Raw genomic sequence first — 20284 nt, forward strand, 5'->3', positions numbered from 1 at the left:
TCAGCCTTAAGAATAACCAGGAAGTGCTATGAATAAAATTTACAAACTACTATTTGGGGCGATAATCGCTTTACCTCTTTTTGCTTCACACGCCGTGACAGTAGGGCAGATGGCGCCCGATTTTACCCTAAAAAGTTTTCAAGGAAGTAATCAACGATTAGCAGAACAAAAAGGTAACATCATCGTATTAAACTTTTGGGCTTCATGGTGTGGACCGTGTCGCAAAGAAATGCCAGCGCTAGAGCAGTTACAAAACAAATATAAAGATCTTGGTGTAGCGGTTTGGGGCGTTAATGTGGAACAAGAAAGCCAAGCGGGTCGTGAATTTATTACCGACATTAAGGTGAGCTTTCCCATCTTTTTTGATGAAACGAATACTATCTCTAAAAATTACGCGGTGGCTGCGATGCCGACAACAGTGATCATCGATCGCGATGGCAAAGTTCGTCATATTTTTAAAGGTTATAAAACAGGCTATGAGAAAAAATATGCGAAAGCGATTAAAAAACTGCTTCGTGAATAAGCCATATATTGCGATAGGGCAAACGTTGTGTTTTTGCTTTTGTTTAATGGCGGTGACAGGTTGTGTGTCTATTGAACCTTGGGTTAAGCCTTATGAAAGGCAAAACTTATCTGATCCTATCATGAAGTCTTCGCGTCACCCGGTGGCATCAGCCCATGTCGCTCATGTGTACGAAGCTAGAGAATCATCACGAGGTGCTGAAGGCGTAGGAGGCGGTGGTTGTGGTTGTAACTAAAAGCCAATCGTGGCGCATTTGTATTTTTAGCTTGTTCTTTACCGCACTTAATTTGTTAAGTTTTCAGACGTTATCAGCGGTACTTGACGACGATAGAGCAGATGTGTTGTATCACAGTTATGAAGGCGGCGGCATGAAAATAGATGGCCCTGCTGTGTTACTGCGTAAAAAAATTGGCGAATCCGCGGCAGTTTCTGGTTATTACTATGTTGATACCATTTCATCTGCGTCGGTCGATGTATTAAGTACGGCCAGCCCTTATATAGAAGAACGCAAAGAGGCGCAACTGGGCTTAGAATTCCTGAATGATAAAACCATAACCGCTGTTAATCTTAGGCAAAGTGAGGAAAGCGACTTTATTGCGCAGTCGGTGAGTTTAGATATTAGTCACGATACCTTTGGTGATTTAACCAATTTAGCTTTAGGTGTTTCTTACGGTAGTAACGAAATATATCGCAATGGCGATACTAACTTTGCTGAACAAAGTGAACAAGTTCGCGTGCGAGCCAGCATTAGTCAAATTCTTACTCGAAATTTAATAACCGCTGTCAATATAGAAGCGGTTGCCGATTCAGGTTACTTAAATAATCCGTATCGAACGGTAAGATTTAGAGACGAAACCGTGCCGGCCAGAGTGGGCTATCAAGCCGAACGCTATCCCAATACCCGTAACTCGTTCGCTTCTAAATTTTCTTGGAGTTACTTTTTACCTTATCGAGCAGCGATATTGGGGCACTATCGGTATTTTAATGACAGTTGGCAAATTAAAGCGGAAGACATCGAACTTGTTTATCGACAACCTTTGTTTAGCAGTTGGGAGCTGGAATTAAAGGGACGTTATTACAAACAATTGCAAGCCGAGTTTTATAGTGATTTATTTGCTTATCGTAATGCACAAAATTATTTAGCGCGTGATAAAGAGCTGAGTGATTTTGACGATGTTACTTATGGTATTGGTTTAACGTATATTTTACCGGATAAATATTCTATTACTGGTTGGCATTCCGAGTTTGGCGTGCAATGGGATAGAATCGAATTTAATTACAATAACTTCAGAGATGCGACTCAAGAGCAATTAGCTGGGTTTGAATCTCTCTATTCATTTAAAGCAGACGTACTGCGTGTGTTTGCAAGCATTAATTTTTAGGCGCGGGAACCATGATTAAAGCAAACGCGAGTTTAACGTTTATTACCCTATTATTGCTTGGTATTTTATCTATGGGCAATATGAGCATTGCTAATGATAATGAGCCACAACAAAGTCAAGAGACAGCCCAAGAGGTTGAAAACAACAAGCTGAAAACGGCAGACGAGCCTGAGTTGGCGACCGAACTAGAGAAAATTAAACAACAAGTGATCCAGCTAAATCGCGATTTGTTTGTATTGGAAGAAGATTTACTGTTTCCGGCCAGTACCCAAGTTTCGGTTTTTGTTTCTGTTGATGTGGGGCGTTTTTTCAAACTCGATAGTGTCGAAGTTAAAATTAATGGTAAAAATGTGGCTGGATTTTTGTATACCGACAGGCAACGTTTTGCATTAGAGCAGGGCGGTATTCAACGTTTATATCAAGGTAATTTAAAAGAAGGTGAGCATGAGCTAACCGCAATTTTTACTGGAGTTGATGCCGATAATCGAGATGCAAAACGTGCAGCAGTATACACCTTTGAAAAAGATGACGAAGCCATCATGATCGAGTTAAAGCTACAAGATAATTCACAAGATTATCGTGCTGAAGTTGTTGTCGACGAATGGGTTTTATAACTGACAAGTTAATATATATGGGATCAACTTTGCGTCAGCTTATGCATGCCTCTCACACCTTTAAAGTGCTCAGTTTCGCTATGTTTTATTACAGCGGAAAAAGCGCAATGCTGTTGCTCGCGACTATTTTGGTCTTGGGAGTCTGCGGTGCTGTTCAAGCAAATGACATATCTTCGACAGCAAAAACTGAGTCGGGCAGCTTATCTAATAGCTCCAACAATACAGTATTTGGTGGCGATGGTGAGCGGAAAATTATCATTAATACCCAACCTGCGCCGGCTCCTAAACCAAGAAAACCAGCGTCCGCAAAGCAAGCTGCTGAGCAAGAAGCCGCCCTTGGCTTAACCAATAATTACCGACGGTCACGAGATAACTCAACCGCGAATGGACAAGCGAAAAATACCGCTGGCATTAATACCCGATTTCGCGCTAAAGATGTGGCTCAAGCCCCAACGCTAACCGATCTTATTGAAAATTCACAGCAACAAACGAAAACTGATCTGCACGACAAAGCGTACCGCAGTGCCCTGTTTCATTATTTTCAGGGTGATAATAGCGTGGCGCTCAGTCAGTTAAATCATGACAAAATTCGTTTAGGTTATTTAAATGAAAAGGCCAGCTTGTTTGAAGCTGGTTTACAAGTGTCTCTTGGCTTACAGTATGAAGCGCAGCGCGCCTTGATTCGATTTGTTATGCAAACAGAATTGGATGATAAATATGATTATCGTAAAACGGCAAAAATAGCCAGCCAGCAAGAAGTGCATGCAGCACAAAAAAAACTATTGCTGATCGCCTTATTACAGCTTGCCGAACAGAAACTGAATCAAGCGCAATACCAACATGCCCAGCAAGCCTTACAAAAAATCAGTCAAGTCCCTGTTGAGTATTACAATCAGTATCATGTATTGAGCCAGTTGGCTTATTGGCCACATCAACCGCCATTAGTGAATTTGTCTGCCGAAGATCGTCAGCGCTATCAGCCGACGCCATACATTGCATTGAACCGAGCGTTACGGTTAATGAATAATCAAGAATACACTGATGCTATTAGTCAACTGAATAAGGTTTTACAATTTCAATTTGCTAACTCAAAAGTGGACTCATCTTTTTGGCAAGCTTTATTTGCGACAGACAGCGTTGAAGGTAGTGCAAACTCCAAGCTAGGCAATAATCGGGTGAGTAATGCACGAGGTGCGGTTTATCATGTGACCTCAAATCAAGATTTACAAGCACTGAAAGACTACGCTAACTTGTTGTTGGCTAATGTTTATCTTATGCAAGGTAATACCAGCCAAGCTTACCAAGTATTAGGCGCATTTCCGCAGCACAGCCCTTTTACTGAATCTGCCTTGTATTTATTTTCAGTGACTGCGCAAAAAAACGGTCAAACCTACACAGCTCACCAAGTGTGGCAAACCCTAGTTGAGCTGTATCCCTATCATTTACTGGCTTGGCAAGCTGCCCTGCAACACGCAGAGCTACTAGTCAAAGAAGAAAAGTTACCTGAGTCATTAGCCTACTATCAATTCTCTGAACAGCTTTTTATTCAACGGTTAGAGGAGTTACGCCAGTTTGAAGCTGAATATTTAGCCAGTCAGGATTTATTGGCGTTTTACGCTAAGCCTCAAGCCGAAATTGATGAACATAGTTTAAATTTAGAATTAACGACGCAACAAACTTATGAGACAAATTCTATTTGGCTAGGGCAAATGCTGGCTGATCAAGAGTTAGACCGTTGGTATCAAGATTTAATCGATTTGGACTTAATCACTCGTCAATTGTTAAAACAAAAACAAAAAATTAATTGGATAGGTAACACCTTAGCCTTAAATCAATCCAGAATAGAAAATATTAACCAAGCTCACGCTAGCTATCCGCCACCACAGCAACTGGCAGATTTAATTGTACAACGCGATCAGTTGGCAAATAGATTAGCAAACGATGTAGAGCAACAGCATTTATTAAGCTTTGCTACTAAGCAAGAAAAGGCTTGGCTACAACGTATTGAAAAAAGTGAAAAACGGATTGCTTTTCTTGGTGCACATAGAGATATGGCAGACTATCAAGCCCGCTTAAAACGTCTACGTTCCGTTATTCAGTGGCGCATAAAACAGGATTTACCCGCAAGGCTTTGGCAATTGAAAAAACAACTCAATACCATAGACCAAGGGTTGTCGATTGCGACTGGGCAAGTACGCCAGTTAGATGAGGTCACTCGACAAAATGAACGCTTGGCAGATTTATCTCAACGTCATGTCGAAGCCGAGCAAAAAGTCAGTGATTTATTGGCTCAACTAGCCAAGGTGCGAGTGACCACAACTGACAATATACGCCAACGTGTAGCGCAAAAAGTGGCGGCAACTCGAACCGATTTACAGCGCATGCAATTGATAGCCCGCCGAGCCATGGCCAAAATACTAGAAACCATGCAAATGAGTAATAACGACAACGCTATTAGCCAACCTGATGTTTCAACGGTTAAATCGCAATATCGAAGCCATGCTATATTGCCGGCACAACCTCAGGTTGTTGGAGCTAGCAATGGTTAGATTACAAGCGGCGTTTAAATATTTTGTTGTACTTGGCGCTAGTTTTGTTTTGCTTGCCTGCCAGTTGTCACCTTTTTCAAGAGAGACTGATAAAACGGCAAACAAGGCAGATAGTGCTGCACATCATTCGCGAAATGAACAGGGCAGAGCAACTTTGGCTCAATTAGCCGCTGCTGAAAAATACACCAAGATCAAGTTGCTAAAATTAAGCCGAAAAACACGAGCACAAAAACTACAAGATATTTACCAATCTATTCTCACACTTGAGCCTGATCCGGATGTCAGAGCAAAAGTGGAATATCGTCTTGTGCAATTACATATTGAATCTTATGAGCAAGATGAAACAGAAGCCGCATTACGTGACGATGCCAACGGCCAATTAGATGATGTTCAAACCAGCAGTTTAGACCCACTAAATGACGCTAAACTCAATCGCCTTATTGATGGTTATCAAGATTTGCTTGAACGTTTTCCGGAGCGCCCCGAAAACGAATTTATTCAATATCAACTGGCCAAAGCGCTCGATCTGCAAGGTCGTACCGATGAAAGCTTAAAAGAAATCGAAACCCTGTTAAGTGAGTTTCCAAATACTGAATATCGCTCTGAGTTACATTTTCGACGTGGTGATATTTATTACAACTTGCAAGATTACCCCGCTGCTCTTGAATCTTACCACGCGGTTATCGACAGCCAATTAGATGATAAATACCGCCTTAATAGCTGGTACATGGCAGGTTGGTCTTATTTTAAGATGAATGATTTACCCAAGGCAGACCAACATTTTATTCAAGTATTGGATACCTTGGCTAAGCAAGCGGTGCATGACAAACATGAAGAGTTCAGTTTTAGTCATTTACCGAGCGTTTATTCCAGTTTAGCGGATGACGCCCAGCGGGTGTTGAGTATATCGTTGAGTCAGCAACAACAGTCAGCTTCGTTAGCCGCGTTAATTGATGGACTAGATGAGCAGGATAGCCAAGTGGCGCGTTATCAACATATTTTGTATGACAACCTAGCGCAATTTTTAGTTGAGAAAGAGTTAAAACTGGATGCTGAGCAAACTTATAGCCTGTATATCGCCAAACAGCCCAATACTATCTGGGCACCACGTTTTACCTTAAAGTTGCTGCAACTACATCAGCAACAAGGAAATCACCCAGCAGTTAGACAGCTCAAGCGAGATTACGTAGCGTTATACGGCATTGATAGCCAATACTGGCAGTTGTTAGAAGAAGGTCAACAGGTCGAGTTTGTACCGCATTTGTTATCTTTTAGTTTGCAACATGCGCGTAGCTTATTTGCTAAAGCGCAATCAGCAAAATTAACCCCCACTGTTGTTGAACCGGAGCAAACCCAACAAGAGCAACAATTTGATCACCAAGCGCTTTATAAAGAATCCGCCGTGTGGTTCGATAAATATTTGCGTTTGGCGCAACAACCATTGGCAGATGGCTACGTAGAAGGGCAAATTGTTGAACAAGCATTTTTGTATGCGGATGCGAGTTTTGAAGCTCAAGCCTATTTCCAAGCCTTAGCTATGTATCAAGATATTGGCTTTACCGATAAATACCAACCGAGTGGTTTAACTTCATCCTCAACCGATACCACTGACTCGCAAACTCAAGCTCAAACTCTAGCTCAAGTTGAAGCAATAGAAAGCTACGAGTTGTTAGCTCAGGATGCGGCATTTGCCTCTACATTAACTACGCGTCAAATTTTGGCCACTACTGAGCCAACGAGCGCGGTATATAAGCAGATGATCCAACTGCGCAATAACTTAGATCGTCAGTTTGTTGAAAAGTATCCGGATACGGATGATGCCTTAGATATTGCAACGCAAGCGGCACAATATTCCTTTGCCGCACACGAGCAGCAAACGGCACTTTGGTATAGCGACTTTGTTTTGGATTCGTTAGATGCTCAGCAGCTGGTGTGGCCAAAAACGATTGAGACAACTCAGGTTGTAAATAACAATGCTGAGCTTTTAGAAAAAGGATCCGCCACTCAAGTTACGCCAAGTATCAACAATACCGTTCGTTTACAACCTGTGCCAAACCAGAAACTTAGCCAAAGTGAGTTGAAAAAAGTACGCATAACGAGCCAGTTAAAAGCTAATAGCTTTTATACCAACGAGGATTATTTGGCAGCGGAAATGGCTTATCAATTAGCGATTGCCTATGTTGAGCCGCAGTCGGCAAAATGGCGGGAAATGCGAGAGTTAGTCGCTTCGAGTATTTATTTTCAAGCTGAAGCGATTTTGCAGGCTAAAGCGCCAAACGAAGAATTAGATACTATGGCGAAAAATATCGCGGTAGAGCACTTTTTGCGTTTAGGGCAAATCATTCCAGAATCAAGTTATAGAGTCACAGCAGATTTTGACGCAGCAAATATATTGTTAGCCCAAGAAAACTGGCCACGAGCAATAACAGTAATGCAGGATTTTCAAACTCGCTATCCTAAGCATGAATTCAGCGCTACCATACCAGCTAAACTGGCTATGGTTTATGAAAAAATGCAGAAATGGGACTTGGCTGCCGCTCAATTACTGGTCATGATAGAAGGCGAGTCATCACCTGAGGTTAAGCGCGAAGCGCAATATACCGCAGCCGAGTTTTATTTAAAGGCCGGCGATCTGCAAAACGCTATTTTGGCTTTTCGCACTTATGCCCATACTTATCCTGAACCGTTTGATATTGCCCAAGAAGTCCGTTTTAAAATGGCCGATTTTTACCAACAGACCAAAGAGCCAAACAAGCGTTACTTTTGGTTACGCAAAATTTTGACTTTTCATAAGCGAGATGGCAAAAGGCAATCGACCCGTGTTAAAGCTCGCTCGAATTATTTGGCATCCATGGCTGGATATGAGTTAGGGCAAGCCCACCAGCGCACGTTTAAATGGATAAAATTGAAAGCTCCGCTTAAACAAACCTTGCAACGTAAACAAACGGCGATGAAACAAGCCATTACTTATTATCAGGACGTGTTAGATTTAGCTTTAGCTGACTTTGTTCCTAAATCCACATTTCACCTTGCAGAAATGTATCGTCAACTGGCGGCAGATATTATGAAATCTGAACGACCAGCTAGGTTAGACGAACTGGCTTTAGAGGAATATGAAATATTGCTAGAAGAGTTGGCATTCCCATTTGAAGAAAAAGCAATAGCCATCCATGCCAGCAATGCAGAGCGAGCTTGGCAAGATATATATGATGAATGGGTCAAAGCGAGCTTTGCTAAATTGGCCAGTTTAGTACCGGCAAGTTATCAAAAACCTGAGAGGGCACACCATGCTATTCGTACCCTTCACTAATTTTTGCGACATAATCAGTAAGCGCAGGGTTAGCTACTCAAGCTTACTGGTATTGATTGGCTTTGTATTAGTCGGTTGTGCATCGGCACCCAAACCAGAAGAGAGTCAAAACCAAGTTAATGAACTTAAACGTATGGGTAAAGATGTATTGGATATGGTGCCTGCACCAGACAGCCAAGCTACACAATCCACTAAGCCGGTTTTAACAGCTGAAGAACAGCAAAAACAAGCGAAAAACCAAAAGTTAGCTAAGTTATTTGCTGAAGTGTTTGCAGACAAGCAACCTTCGAAAAAATCATCAGAACAACAGTCTGATCCCGTTAAAGGTGTTGGAAACAACACTGAAGGTCTAAGTCAATCTCAAATTGAGGCAGACCAAGCTACAGTTGATACAACAGATAATGAAACCAATAGTGCCGTTATCGAGTCTGCGCCTATTTTAGTTAACCGCTATCAAGCACAACAAAATGACAAAATGGCGGCGATCCCCGCGGAGGTCTTGGCGCAGTTCGACAATGGTGTTACCGAGATGGAACAAGGTAACTGGCAACAGGCTGACAGTATTTTTGATGAAATACTTAGCGCGTATCCCACTTTATCTGGTGTGTTGGTGAATAAAGCCTTAGTGGCAGAGCATGGCCATAAGGATCTTATGTTAACCCAACAACTGGCTGAACAAGCTTTGGCGGTTAATCAAGATAATCCCTATGCTCATAATATTCTTGGCCGCTTGGCACGCCAACAAGGGCAATTTAAGCAAGCGGAAGTCCATTATTTATCTGCGCTTGATATTTGGCCACAATACCCTGAAGCTAATCTTAATATGGCTATTTTATTAGAGCTTTATCGTGGTCGCTTGTTTGAAGCTTTCTCTTATTATGAGAGTTATTTAGCCAGCAACCCAGAAGATAAATTAGTAAAACGCTGGTTTGCGGGCTTGCAAATTAAGCTAAAACGATTGGAGCAAAACTAATGCGCACTTTCGAAAGCTTTGTCTTGCCTCAATCATGCAGCTTAGTATGCTCTGTGAAAAAAAAGCTAGCTCGATCGACTCGTTTTAATTTAATGAGTTTGGTTATTATTATTGCTGTTTGGTTTATGGTTTATAGTGACTCTGTTTTAGCGCAAGATGCAGCCAAACAAACATCTGTATCAGAAACTAGCAAAATACAAGAGGGTAGTACCGAAGCACAAAGCCCTGTTACTCGTCCTAACAAGGGTAAGCAACCGGTACTGATCCAAAGTCGAGTTCAAGGTAGCCAAGAGCAGCCCAAAGTCATTTACATAATGCCGTGGCAGGACACGAGTACGCCAATATTAATTGATGAAAAAACATTAGATATCACAATGCCGACGTTTAAACCGCTAAACCCTAAGCAGTTTAAACAGCAAGTTAACCAGTTTTACCAATTACAAAGCAAGACCCAAGCACAAGACAAGAATTAAGCGCTAGCGGGCACAAAAATTTTATAAGAGGATATTTTCATGAGCTTCACTGATACTTTAGTCGCGTTTTTACAGGATGGTGGTCCATTTATTTACCCAATTGCTTTAGTGTTAGTCATTGGTTTGGCTATCGCATTAGAGCGCTGGTTGTTTTTAAGCAATGCATACAGCACCAACAAAAAGGCTTTGTTAAGTATTCAGTCTGCGTTGCAATCTGGCGATGTTGAAACGATCCGCCAAGCGAGTCAAACCAGTAGTGCGCCTATTTTAGGGGTATTGAGTTCAGGTATTGCTCGCTTACAAACGGTTAAGCGCCGCGAAGATGTAGAATACGCCATGGAAGAAACCATTATGGAGTACATGCTGCGTTTAGAAAAGCGTACGCCTTACTTAGCAACGTTAGCTAATATTGCGACTTTACTGGGGCTTTTAGGGACAATTATGGGGCTTATCGCCGCTTTCTCTGCGGTAGCAAATGCTGATCCAGCTGAAAAAGCTAACTTACTTTCGTCTTCTATTTCAGTTGCCATGAACACCACAGCATTTGGTTTGATTACGGCCATCCCTCTTATTTTATTTCATACTAGTTTGCAAACTAAAACGGCTGCTATCGTTGATTCGTTAGAGATGGCGGGCATTAAATTACTTAATTCACTTTCATACGGTTCACAAACTGAAGAAAAACGAGGCTAAGCATTATGAGACGCTTACGTCGTCCTAATCAGCAAGAGGCCGAGCTGGATATCACATCATTTATGAACTTGATGATAGTGCTAGTGCCTGTGCTTTTGCTTAGTCTTGTCTTTTCACAAGTGCGCATTCTTAATTTGCAGCTACCGGTAGCTGCAAGTGGTGATAGCCAACAAGAAGAGCAAGACGAGCCAAAATTGCTTGAGCTGATTATTGATAAATCAGGGTTTGAGCTGCATTACCCAAGTGGTGTATTGCTTAAGCAAATAGACAAAACAGAACAAGGCTATGATTTTGTTGCGTTAAAGACATTTTTAAAAGATCTAAAAATGACTTTTCAACAAAACAACATTGAGAAAAACGATATTGTATTGTTATTGGCGCCCAATACTGACTATCAAACCATAGTCACGGCAATGGATACAGTACGCTCGTTTGAAGCGGTTGTTGCAGCGAATTTAGTGGATGCTGAGCTTTTCCCCAATATCTCTTTGGGTGATGCGCCGGTAGCTGAAGTGGCCACCACAACTGAGCAAGGAGGGCAATAATGCGTCAATCAAAACGCGCACAGCGCCTTGCTAAGCACCATAAACGTTACGGCTCTGCTGGTAAGTTAAACCTCGTTTCTTTGATGGATATATTTACTATTCTGGTTTTTTTCTTGATTGTTAACCAATCAGAAGTGCGAGTATTACAAAACGTTAAGGAAATTAATCTACCTGTGTCGGTAGCAGAAGAGCTACCCAAAGAGAACCTATTGATTTCGGTATTTAATGATGTTGTGTTGGTACAAGATCGCTCTATTTGGCAAAACACATCAAATGGTGAAGGCTTAACCGAAGAAAATACGGGTCAATTGGTGGCTGCGCTCAAACAAGAGTTGGCTTACCAAACTCAGCGCCGTCCGGAATTAACCGACAGTGAAAAACAAAAAGGCCGAGCGGTGACGATTATAGGTGACTCATCAATCCCTTATGAGATCCTTAAGCAAATCATGGCAGCCTGTGCAGAAGCAGACTATCGAGATATGTCGTTAGCGGTTGAGCAATTGGCTAAAAATGGACAGGAGGCAAGCTAATGAGTAGCGCCTTTTATCCGCATGAAAATGTCATGTTCACAACCACAAAACAAGATTGGATTTTTCGCAGTATTTTAATTGGTTTATTTGCCCTGTATTTGGTGGTGGGTATTTTGGTACCTTTTCTGGAAAGAGTCGAAGTACCACGGGCTGTTAAGGAGCAAGTTCCTGCTCAACTCGCTAAAATCATGCTAGAAGAGAAGGAAGTTAAAAAGGAAGAACCAAAACCTGAAGTCAAGGAACCAGAGCCAGAAAAAGAGCCACCCAAAACCAAACGTGAAAAAGCCCGTGAACAAGCGCAATCCAGCGGCTTGGCCGCGATGAAGGATGAGCTGTTCGCACTGCGCGATGCGTTCGATGTAAAACCCGCAGCACAAACGCAATTGCAGCAAACGGAACAAGCCGCTGCAGTGGAAGCCAAGGTTAAGCGGAAAATGTTAGCGGCAACAGCCAATGCGCAAAGTGGCGGGATTAATGGAGGTGCCGCTGTTACCAATACTGTGGCTAGCGATGACTTAAGTACAAGGGCGACTAAGCAAGTGAGCTTGTCTGATGAAGAAGTGATTGCCGACGGAGATGCTGCTTTTAGCGATGCTGAATTAGCTGAAGGTGGCGATAGCCGTCAACGTTCTGAAAATGCGTTACGCCGTACGTTGGAGTCTAATAAAGCCAGCCTATATGCTTTATATAACCGAGCATTACGCAAAGATCCGACATTGCAGGGTAAAGTCTTGTTTGAAATTGAAATTCAACCTGATGGTTCGATTAGTCGCGCCGATATTACCAGCAGTGAATTGGGTGATGCTAAGCTAGAGCGTCGTTTATTGCTGCGCTTAAAAGCCATCAACTTTGGTGCCTTGGATGTGGATGTCATGACGACTATTTGGGCAATTGAGTTTTTACCGAGTTAGGGGAAAATTCGTTTAACAATGGCTGAACTGTATTTTGCCGAGGTTAATTTTTTGACGCAGTATAAAAAAAACGTCAAAAAAGTTAACTTCGTCAAAATATACGCTATTATGGAACCTTAACAACAATAATTTGACGCTTTAGTTATGAGCTTATCCAGCAAGCGTATCCTTGTCGTTGATGAGGCCGCTGGTCAATTTGATACGTTAAAATCTATTCTGCAGTTTATTAATGAAGACTATGATGTCGTCACTTTGTCAGACTCAGCCCAAGTTTTAAAAAATGATGAAGCTTGGAAGTGTGTGCTGTTAGGTGGTGAGCCAAATCATTTTGATTCATTTAAAGCGTTAGTGACTTCTCATCCAGGTTTACCCTTTGTTGTTACCCAATCGAATGCTGATTTAGATGCAATTGCTAATGTGATTGGCATCTTAAACCCTGATATCACTTATCCGGCATTTACTCAGTTATTGGCTCATTGCGAAGCCTATTTACGTAAAAAACCGAATCAAAGTGTAAAATCCGTTAAGGATCTGATCCAAACATTAGTTGGTACTTCGTCTGAAATGCAAGTTGTGCGTAGGATGATAGAACAAGTTGCTCCGACCGATGCTAACGTTTTGGTTTTAGGTGAATCTGGGACAGGTAAAGAGGTTGTCGCGCAAAGCATTCATCGTTTATCTAACCGTAATTCAGGCCCTTTTGTGCCAGTAAACTGTGGGGCTATTCCTCCAGAGTTATTAGAAAGCGAATTGTTTGGGCATGAGAAAGGCGCATTTACCGGGGCGATCAACTCGCGTAAAGGGCGATTTGAAATGGCTCAGGGCGGCACGCTGTTCTTGGATGAAATTGGTGATATGCCGCTGCAAATGCAAGTAAAGTTGTTACGTGTATTGCAAGAGCGATTATTTGAGCGAGTAGGTTCGGGCAAAGCCATTAAAGCGGATGTCCGTGTTATTGCGGCAACACACCGAAATTTGGAAGGCATGGTGACGGATGGTAAATTTAGGGAAGATTTATTTTATCGATTAAATGTATTTCCTATTGAAACGCCGAGCTTACGCGAGCGACGTGAAGATATTCCACAATTGCTGAATGAATTGACTAAACGCATTGCTGAGCAAGGCGCTGAATCGGTTAAATTTACTGATAGAGCCGTGCAGTCGTTAATGGAACATAAATGGGCTGGAAATGTCCGTGAATTGTCTAACCTCGTCGAGAGAATGACAATTCTGTACCCCAATCAAATGGTTGACGTTGCTGAGTTACCGAAAAAGTATCAGCATATTGAAATTCAGTCTTTTGAGCCAGAATACCCAGAAGAGTTACTTGAGCGGCAAGCGCTAAATGATTTGTTCGGCAGTGATGATGATGGTTCAGATGAGGAAAATACCGCGCAATTAATTGCCTATTTACCAGAAGAGGGAATTAATTTAAAAGAATACCTTGCAGAGCTAGAGATTGATTTAATTAATCAAGCGCTTGCTATGCATGCTGGTGTTGTTGCTCGAGCTGCTGAGGTATTGGGGATCCGTCGTACAACTTTAGTTGAAAAAATGAAGAAATACGGAATTAACTGACGTTTAGTGTAACTATCTAGTGTAACGAAAAGCCATAGCTCGTTTAATAACTTTGAATGAGCTAATTAATCTACCGACTTTGACGAAAATAACCGTTTTAAAATATCAATTTTTTGTGGGCGAGCATTTATGCTTGCAGAGCTTGCAAACCTTTCTGACTTTTATAGTTGGCCTTCCTTTACGTTTTACAACTAATGACGAACATTTGACTGGCTATTTTTTAACTTAATCTGTTGAAATTAAAGGGTTTTTAATTTTGGCATATTTCCTGCTTTATACAAATCACTAGATAAAAGTTAGTAATTTGACACAAGGGGAAGTAGCGTGAGTCGTGCCGCTCTCAGTTGTAAATCACAATCCGTTAATTTGAAAACCGAAGCTTATATTGGTGAGCTTGATGGCCTTCGAGCCAAAGCCACTAGTTTAGCTAATTTGGTTAAAGTTATGCCTGTTGGCGTGGTAATTATTGACGGATTAGGCTTTGTCAAAGAAGCAAACCAGATCGCGGTTAATTTATTAGGCTCACCGTTGGAAGGCCAACGTTGGTTAGCGATTATTGACCGCTCGTTTAGTCCACAAGCTGATGATGGTCATGAAGTCTCGTTGCGAGATGGACGCCGTGTCAAATTACAAACTACCGACTTATCACCTGAATCAGGCCAATTGGTTGTGTTAACCGATATGACTGAAACTCGGTTATTACAATCAAGAGTGGCAAAGCTTAACCATTTATCTGCACTGGGTAAAATGATGGCTTCGTTAGCTCATCAAATTAGAACACCTTTATCGGCAGCCATGTTATACGCGGCTAACTTAGCCAATAACTCGTTAAACAATAGTTCACGACAATCGTTTCAACAAAAGCTGGTTTCTCGATTGCAAGACTTGGAAAAGCAGATCAGTGACTTACTCTTGTTTGCTAAAGGTGAGCAGCAGCAAGTCGCGCAACCAATTTCATTGCAACAATTGTTGGCTGAAATTCAAGCTGGCAGTGAGGCTATGCTAAGCCAAAGTCAGGGTACTATGCAGGTCCAATTACCCGAACCGGATATTGTTATTTTGGGTAACAAGAACGCCTTAGCTAGCGCAGTGCAAAACTTAATTCACAATAGTATCCAAGCTAAAAATCAAAATTTAGTGATTAAGCTCAGTGCTGAGCGCCATGCCAATGATCCTGATAAAGTGTGTATCAAGCTGAGTGACAATGGCCCTGGTATGAATAAAGAACAACAGCGTCAAGCTTTTGAACCTTTCTATACCACACGCCCACAAGGCACGGGGTTAGGTTTAGCCGTCGTGCGCTCAGTGATAGAACAACATAAAGGTCAGGTTGAATTGCAATCTGAGTTAGGGCAAGGGGTTTGTTTTTCACTTAACTTACCGATTGCTCATGAAGTGATACCGGCATTAGCCCAAGTATCTGGTCAAAATTAGGAGACAATAATGGAAAATCAAAATGCAAAAGTACTGGTTGTTGAAGACGACCAAGCACTAAGAGAAGCTGTTGTTGACACACTCGCATTGGCTGGGTACGAAGCGGTTGAAGCTGACAGTGGTGAGCAAGCGTTAGTTAGGCTTAAAGAACACAGCATTAATATTGTGGTTAGTGACGTGCAAATGCCGGGGATAAATGGTTTATCTCTTCTGCGCTCCATTAAAGCAAATAACCCGAATTTACCCGTACTGTTAATGACAGCATTTGCCAATATTAATGATGCGGTTCAAGCTATGCGTGATGGCGCTACTGATTATTTAAGCAAACCCTTTTCGCCTGAAGTTTTGCTTAATTTAGTTAGCCGTTATATTCCTCAACAAAATGAGCCGAGTTTTGAGCCCGTTGTGGCACAAGAGTCTAGTAAAAATCTATTGCGACTGGCGGCGAAAGTAGCTCGTTCAGAAGCCAATGTGATGATCAATGGGCCAAGCGGATCAGGTAAAGAGGTGTTAGCCCGTTACGTACACGAACAGTCATCACGCAAGCAAGAAAATTTTGTGGCGATTAATTGTGCGGCCATTCCAGAGAATATGCTGGAATCAACATTATTTGGTTATGAAAAAGGCGCGTTTACCGGTGCGTTACAAGCTTGCCCTGGAAAATTTGAGCAAGCGCAAGGTGGAACCATTTTATTAGATGAAATCACCGAAATGGATTTGGGCTTACAGGCTAAATTATTGCGAGTGTTACAAGAGCGCGAAGTGGAGCGATTAGGCTCAAATAAAACCATTAATTTAGATGTTCGAGTGATAGCGACTAGTAATCGTGATTTGAAACAAGCTGTTAACGATGGCACCTTTCGTGAAGATTTATATTACCGCTTAAATGTATTTCCTTTAACTTGGTCAGCATTGAAAGACAGAAAGCTGGATATTTTGCCGTTAGCAGAAACTTTGATTGAGCGTCATTGTGCGCGCAGCGGTCAAGTTGTTCCACTGTTAACACCAGAAGCTCGCAATAAACTTATGCAACATTCTTGGCCGGGCAATGTTCGAGAACTTGATAACGTTATTCAACGTGCATTGATTTTAGCCACGGGAACGCAAATTAGCGAAATGGATATTTTGTTAGAAGCGGATACCGCAATGACAGAGCCTGTTGTGATTGAAACACCCGAAGAAGAAAAACCAGAGCGTCTCGGTGATGAAATTCAAAAACAAGAGCAACAAATTATTTTAGATACCTTAGTGGCATTTCACGGCAAACGAAATTTAGTCGCAGACAAGCTAGGCATAAGTCCACGCACATTAAGATATAAAATTGCCAAAATGCGTGATCAAGGTATTACTATCCCAGTTTAATGCGTTTTTCAGCGCCCGAATTTTCAGTGTCGAAAAACCGACACTGACATCCCTTACTACTACCCAGCAAAGGGGACCTAAAAATTTAACTATTCTAATTACCCTAAGTGATTGATATTTAAATTATTTTGTTCCCCTTTTATCCTTTCCTGAAAAAGTCATTCATTTTGGCACACCTCGTGCATTTACCCTTGTAAGAGCTTAACCATGTCAATTATTCGGCTAATTGAAATTAAGCTGAATTCAAGACAAGTTAAATACGAGGGGATTAAGATGAAAATTGGATCTTACGACTTAGCAGCGAATAATTTGTATGCAGATATGCAATCGATGTCAAATCAAGCGCAAAATCGCATCATGTCAGACAGTAAAGTCGATCGAAATGTTATTAACCCAACGTCAAGTAATTTTGCTGATATGCTGGAAAAAGCCATAGATAATGTCAACGAATTAGGGCAAACCTCGAAGGAAAAAGTGACAGCATTTGAAATGGGAGATCGCAATGTTACCCTCGCAGATGCTATGATCGCCAAAGAAAAATCAGGCGTCGCATTTGAAGCGACTGTTCAAGTACGTAATAAAGTGCTTGAAGCTTACCAAAAAATTATGCAAATGCCGGTATAGTCAATAAATAGACTGGGGATAGTAGAGTGGCAGAACAAGCAGAAACAACAGATATCGCATTAGCAGATGGCGGCGCCTTAGCTTCAACGGCTGGCTCAGATTCAGCATTAGGTGAAGAACAAAAATCGGGCTTTATGGGCGCGCTAAAAGATGTTGATATCTTACGTCAAGTCACGCTTATCTTAGCTCTGACAATATGTTTAGCTATTGCCTTGTTTATTATTTTGTGGGCAAACGAGCCCGAGCTTAGACCGTTAGGCAAATACGAAACGCAAGAATTGATCGAGACATTAGACTTTCTTGATCAAAACCAAATTGAATATGTACTCGAAGGCAACATAGTTAAGGTTGCAGAAGATGAGTATCAAAACATCAAACTCTCGCTGGCTAGAGCCGGAATGGAAGGCTCAACCACAGAAGGTGAAGATATCTTACTAAAAGATATGGGTTTTGGGGTGAGTCAGCGTGTTGAGCGTGAGCGTCTTAAATACGCTCGCGAGCAGAGTATTAAACAAACCATTGAAGAATTACAAAGCATTAAACGCGCCCGTGTTTTACTTGCTATTCCTAAAGAAAACGTATTTGCCCGTCATGAGAAAAAACCCAGTGCGACCGTTGTTTTAAGTGTTGCTAAAAACCGTCAACTATCAGCTGAAGAGGTGGACTCTGTGGTTGATATTGTCGCCTCAGCGGTTCAGGGGTTAGAACCGGCTCGAGTGACAGTGACCGATCACAATGGCCGCTTACTCAACTCAGGTTCACAAGACGCTTTATCATCACGATCTCGTCAAGAATATGAAATAGAACAAAAGCGTGAAGCGGAATACATGGAGAAAATCGACTCAATTATGATCCCAATTGTCGGGGTAGGTAATTATACCGCACAAGCCGATGTGACTATGGATTTCACCGCTGTTGAACAAACACAAAAACGCTTTAATCCAGACTTGCCCGCTGTTCGAAGTGAAATGACAGTAGAAACTAACGCGTTAGGATCAGGTGCGATAGGTATTCCTGGCGCACTAACCAATCAACCCCCACTTGAATCCAATATTCCAGAGCAAGCGACTGGAGGCAATGGCGCTAACGGTGGTAATAGCAAGAGCCATAGAGAATCGACTCGAAACTATGAGTTAGATACAACCATTAGCCATACCCGTCAACAAAGTGGCGTTGTACGTCGTTTAACAGTATCAGTTGCGGTTGATTACTTAACGCAAGAGAATGTTGATTCCGGTGAAATGGAAAGTGTGCCACGTAGTCAAGAAGCGTTAGCTAATATCCGTCGTTTACTACAAGGTAGCATTGGTTTTGATATGCAACGTGGCGATACGTTAGATGTAGTAACTATTCCATTTACGCGTGACGACATAGGTAAAGATTTACAAGTTCCGTTTTATAAAGAGCCATGGTTTGACAAAATATCTAAGCTAGTTGCAGGTATGCTGATTATTATCGTGCTAATACTTGCGGTTGTTAGACCTATGCTGCGTAAGCTTATTTACCCAGAAGATACGCCTGAAGAATACGATGATGGTTTACTGGATTCTGGTGTAGACTTAGGTGACGAAACCATAGATATGTTGTCTAGCGAGTTTGATTCAAGTGCGGTTGGTTTTGCTTCTGATGGCTCGCTAATGTTACCAGATTTACATAAAGATGAAGATGTACTGAAAGCAGTACGCGCCTTAGTGGCTAACGAGCCTGAATTATCATCTCAAGTAGTGAAAGCGTGGTTGAACGAAGATGCCTGATGAACAAAATGATGCCCCCCTGTTTGATGTAGAACGACTAGAGGGAGTTGAAAAAGCGGCCATATTGCTGCTGAGCTTATCCGAAGAAGATGCTGCGCAAATACTCAAACATTTGGAACCTAAACAGGTACAAAAGGTGGGTATGGCCATGGCGTCGTTAGAGGATTTTACCCAAGATAAGATCACCGCGGTCCATAAGCTATTTATAGACGAAATCCAAAGCTTCTCAACCATAGGTTTCCAATCAGAAGAGTTTGTGCGTAAAGCCTTAACCGCGGCGTTAGGTGAAGAAAAAGCGGGTAACTTGATTGAGCAAATTATTATGGGATCGGGGGCGAAGGGTCTCGACTCATTAAAATGGATGGACTCTAAGCAAGTTGCCAATATTATTCGTAATGAGCATCCACAGATCCAAACAATTGTAATGTCCTATTTGGATCCAGAGCAATCGGCGGAAATTATGTCGCAATTCTCTGAGAAGGTTCGTCTTGATCTCATGATGCGAATTGCTAATTTAGAAGAAGTACAACCTGCGGCCCTACAAGAATTAAACGAGATCATGGAGAAACAATTCGCGGGTCAAGCCGGTGCGCAAGCCGCGAAAATGGGTGGCCTGAAGGCTGCTGCGGATATTATGAACTACTTGGATACGAATATTGAAGGCCAGTTAATGGACGCTATTCGTGAGCATGACGAAGAAATGAGTCAACAAATTCAAGATCTTATGTTTGTATTTGATAACCTTGCTGATGTCGACGACAAAGGTATTCAAGCTATTTTACGTGAAGTACAGCAAGAATCATTGATGCGCGCGATTAAAGGTGCGGATGAAGGCTTACAAGATAAAATTATGGCTAATATGTCTAAACGTGCAGCTGAATTACTTAAAGACGATTTAGAAGCTATGGGGCCTATCCGTGTCAGTGAAGTGGAAACGGCGCAAAAAGAAATCCTGTCAATTGCACGTCGCTTAGCGGATGCAGGCGAGATCATGCTTGGTGGCGGTGGTGGAGAAGAATTCTTGTAATT

18 protein-coding genes are annotated in these 20284 nt (G+C 41.9%); all 18 read left to right on the forward strand.

Annotation, left to right across the window (positions count from 1 at the left end; genetic code table 11):
- Positions 1–28 precede the first annotated feature (28 nt).
- The 18 genes from C2869_RS13310 (at position 29) to fliG (ending at position 20282) form a co-directional block, all read left to right on the forward strand.
- Positions 29–523, forward strand: a complete 495-nt coding sequence (locus C2869_RS13310) for a TlpA family protein disulfide reductase (protein WP_108603404.1) — start codon at positions 29–31, stop codon at positions 521–523.
- Positions 524–587: 64 nt separating this feature from the next.
- Positions 588–758 carry a DUF4266 domain-containing protein gene (locus C2869_RS13315; protein WP_329604267.1) on the forward strand — a complete coding sequence of 57 codons (171 nt, stop codon included), beginning with the start codon at positions 588–590 and terminating at the stop codon, positions 756–758.
- Entirely contained in the window at positions 745–1905 is a 1161-nt protein-coding gene (locus C2869_RS13320; protein ID WP_228710664.1) for a DUF3570 domain-containing protein, read from the forward strand. Before C2869_RS13315 ends, C2869_RS13320 begins: the two co-directional genes overlap by 14 nt.
- Positions 1906–1916: 11 nt before the next feature.
- On the forward strand, positions 1917–2519 hold the full coding sequence (locus tag C2869_RS13325) for an AraC family transcriptional regulator (protein WP_199915568.1): 603 nt from the start codon (positions 1917–1919) through the stop codon (positions 2517–2519).
- Positions 2520–2536: 17 nt separating this feature from the next.
- Positions 2537–5068, forward strand: coding sequence for a tetratricopeptide repeat protein (locus C2869_RS13330; RefSeq protein ID WP_159084165.1), 2532 nt, complete (start codon positions 2537–2539; stop codon positions 5066–5068).
- On the forward strand, positions 5061–8378 hold the full coding sequence (locus tag C2869_RS13335; protein ID WP_159084166.1) for a tetratricopeptide repeat protein: 3318 nt from the start codon (positions 5061–5063) through the stop codon (positions 8376–8378). The genes C2869_RS13330 and C2869_RS13335 overlap by 8 nt, the downstream gene beginning before the upstream one ends.
- Positions 8356–9351, forward strand: a complete 996-nt coding sequence (locus C2869_RS13340) for a tetratricopeptide repeat protein (RefSeq protein ID WP_108603408.1) — start codon at positions 8356–8358, stop codon at positions 9349–9351. The genes C2869_RS13335 and C2869_RS13340 overlap by 23 nt, the downstream gene beginning before the upstream one ends.
- A gap of 53 nt (positions 9352–9404) precedes the next feature.
- Complete coding sequence (locus C2869_RS13345; protein WP_159084167.1) at positions 9405–9824, forward strand: hypothetical protein; 420 nt, start codon at positions 9405–9407, stop codon at positions 9822–9824.
- Between the two features lie 39 nt (positions 9825–9863).
- A complete protein-coding gene (locus C2869_RS13350) occupies positions 9864–10517 on the forward strand; it encodes a MotA/TolQ/ExbB proton channel family protein (protein WP_108603410.1) in 654 nt (217 codons plus the stop codon).
- A gap of 5 nt (positions 10518–10522) precedes the next feature.
- Positions 10523–11062 (forward strand): biopolymer transporter ExbD, encoded by a 540-nt coding sequence (locus tag C2869_RS13355; RefSeq protein ID WP_108603411.1) that lies wholly within the window; start codon positions 10523–10525, stop codon positions 11060–11062.
- On the forward strand, positions 11062–11592 hold the full coding sequence (locus C2869_RS13360) for an ExbD/TolR family protein (RefSeq protein ID WP_108603412.1): 531 nt from the start codon (positions 11062–11064) through the stop codon (positions 11590–11592). The genes C2869_RS13355 and C2869_RS13360 overlap by 1 nt, the downstream gene beginning before the upstream one ends.
- Positions 11592–12503 carry an AgmX/PglI C-terminal domain-containing protein gene (locus C2869_RS13365; RefSeq protein ID WP_108603413.1) on the forward strand — a complete coding sequence of 304 codons (912 nt, stop codon included), beginning with the start codon at positions 11592–11594 and terminating at the stop codon, positions 12501–12503. Before C2869_RS13360 ends, C2869_RS13365 begins: the two co-directional genes overlap by 1 nt.
- A 144-nt stretch (positions 12504–12647) precedes the next feature.
- Positions 12648–14081: a sigma-54 dependent transcriptional regulator gene (locus tag C2869_RS13370; protein ID WP_108603414.1), complete on the forward strand. Its 1434-nt coding sequence runs from the start codon at positions 12648–12650 to the stop codon at positions 14079–14081.
- Between the two features lie 324 nt (positions 14082–14405).
- Entirely contained in the window at positions 14406–15515 is a 1110-nt protein-coding gene (locus tag C2869_RS13375; protein WP_228710665.1) for a sensor histidine kinase, read from the forward strand.
- 9 nt (positions 15516–15524) lie between these two features.
- Positions 15525–16877: a sigma-54-dependent transcriptional regulator gene (locus C2869_RS13380; protein WP_108603415.1), complete on the forward strand. Its 1353-nt coding sequence runs from the start codon at positions 15525–15527 to the stop codon at positions 16875–16877.
- A 273-nt stretch (positions 16878–17150) separates the two neighbouring features.
- Complete coding sequence (gene fliE / locus C2869_RS13385) at positions 17151–17501, forward strand: flagellar hook-basal body complex protein FliE (protein ID WP_108603416.1); 351 nt, start codon at positions 17151–17153, stop codon at positions 17499–17501.
- 26 nt (positions 17502–17527) lie between these two features.
- On the forward strand, positions 17528–19255 hold the full coding sequence (fliF, locus tag C2869_RS13390; RefSeq protein ID WP_108603417.1) for a flagellar basal-body MS-ring/collar protein FliF: 1728 nt from the start codon (positions 17528–17530) through the stop codon (positions 19253–19255).
- Positions 19248–20282 carry a flagellar motor switch protein FliG gene (gene fliG / locus C2869_RS13395; RefSeq protein WP_108603418.1) on the forward strand — a complete coding sequence of 345 codons (1035 nt, stop codon included), beginning with the start codon at positions 19248–19250 and terminating at the stop codon, positions 20280–20282. Before fliF ends, fliG begins: the two co-directional genes overlap by 8 nt.
- Positions 20283–20284 lie beyond the last annotated feature (2 nt).

Origin of the sequence: Saccharobesus litoralis, assembly GCF_003063625.1 — a bacterium.
Lineage (GTDB): Bacteria > Pseudomonadota > Gammaproteobacteria > Enterobacterales > Alteromonadaceae > Saccharobesus > Saccharobesus litoralis.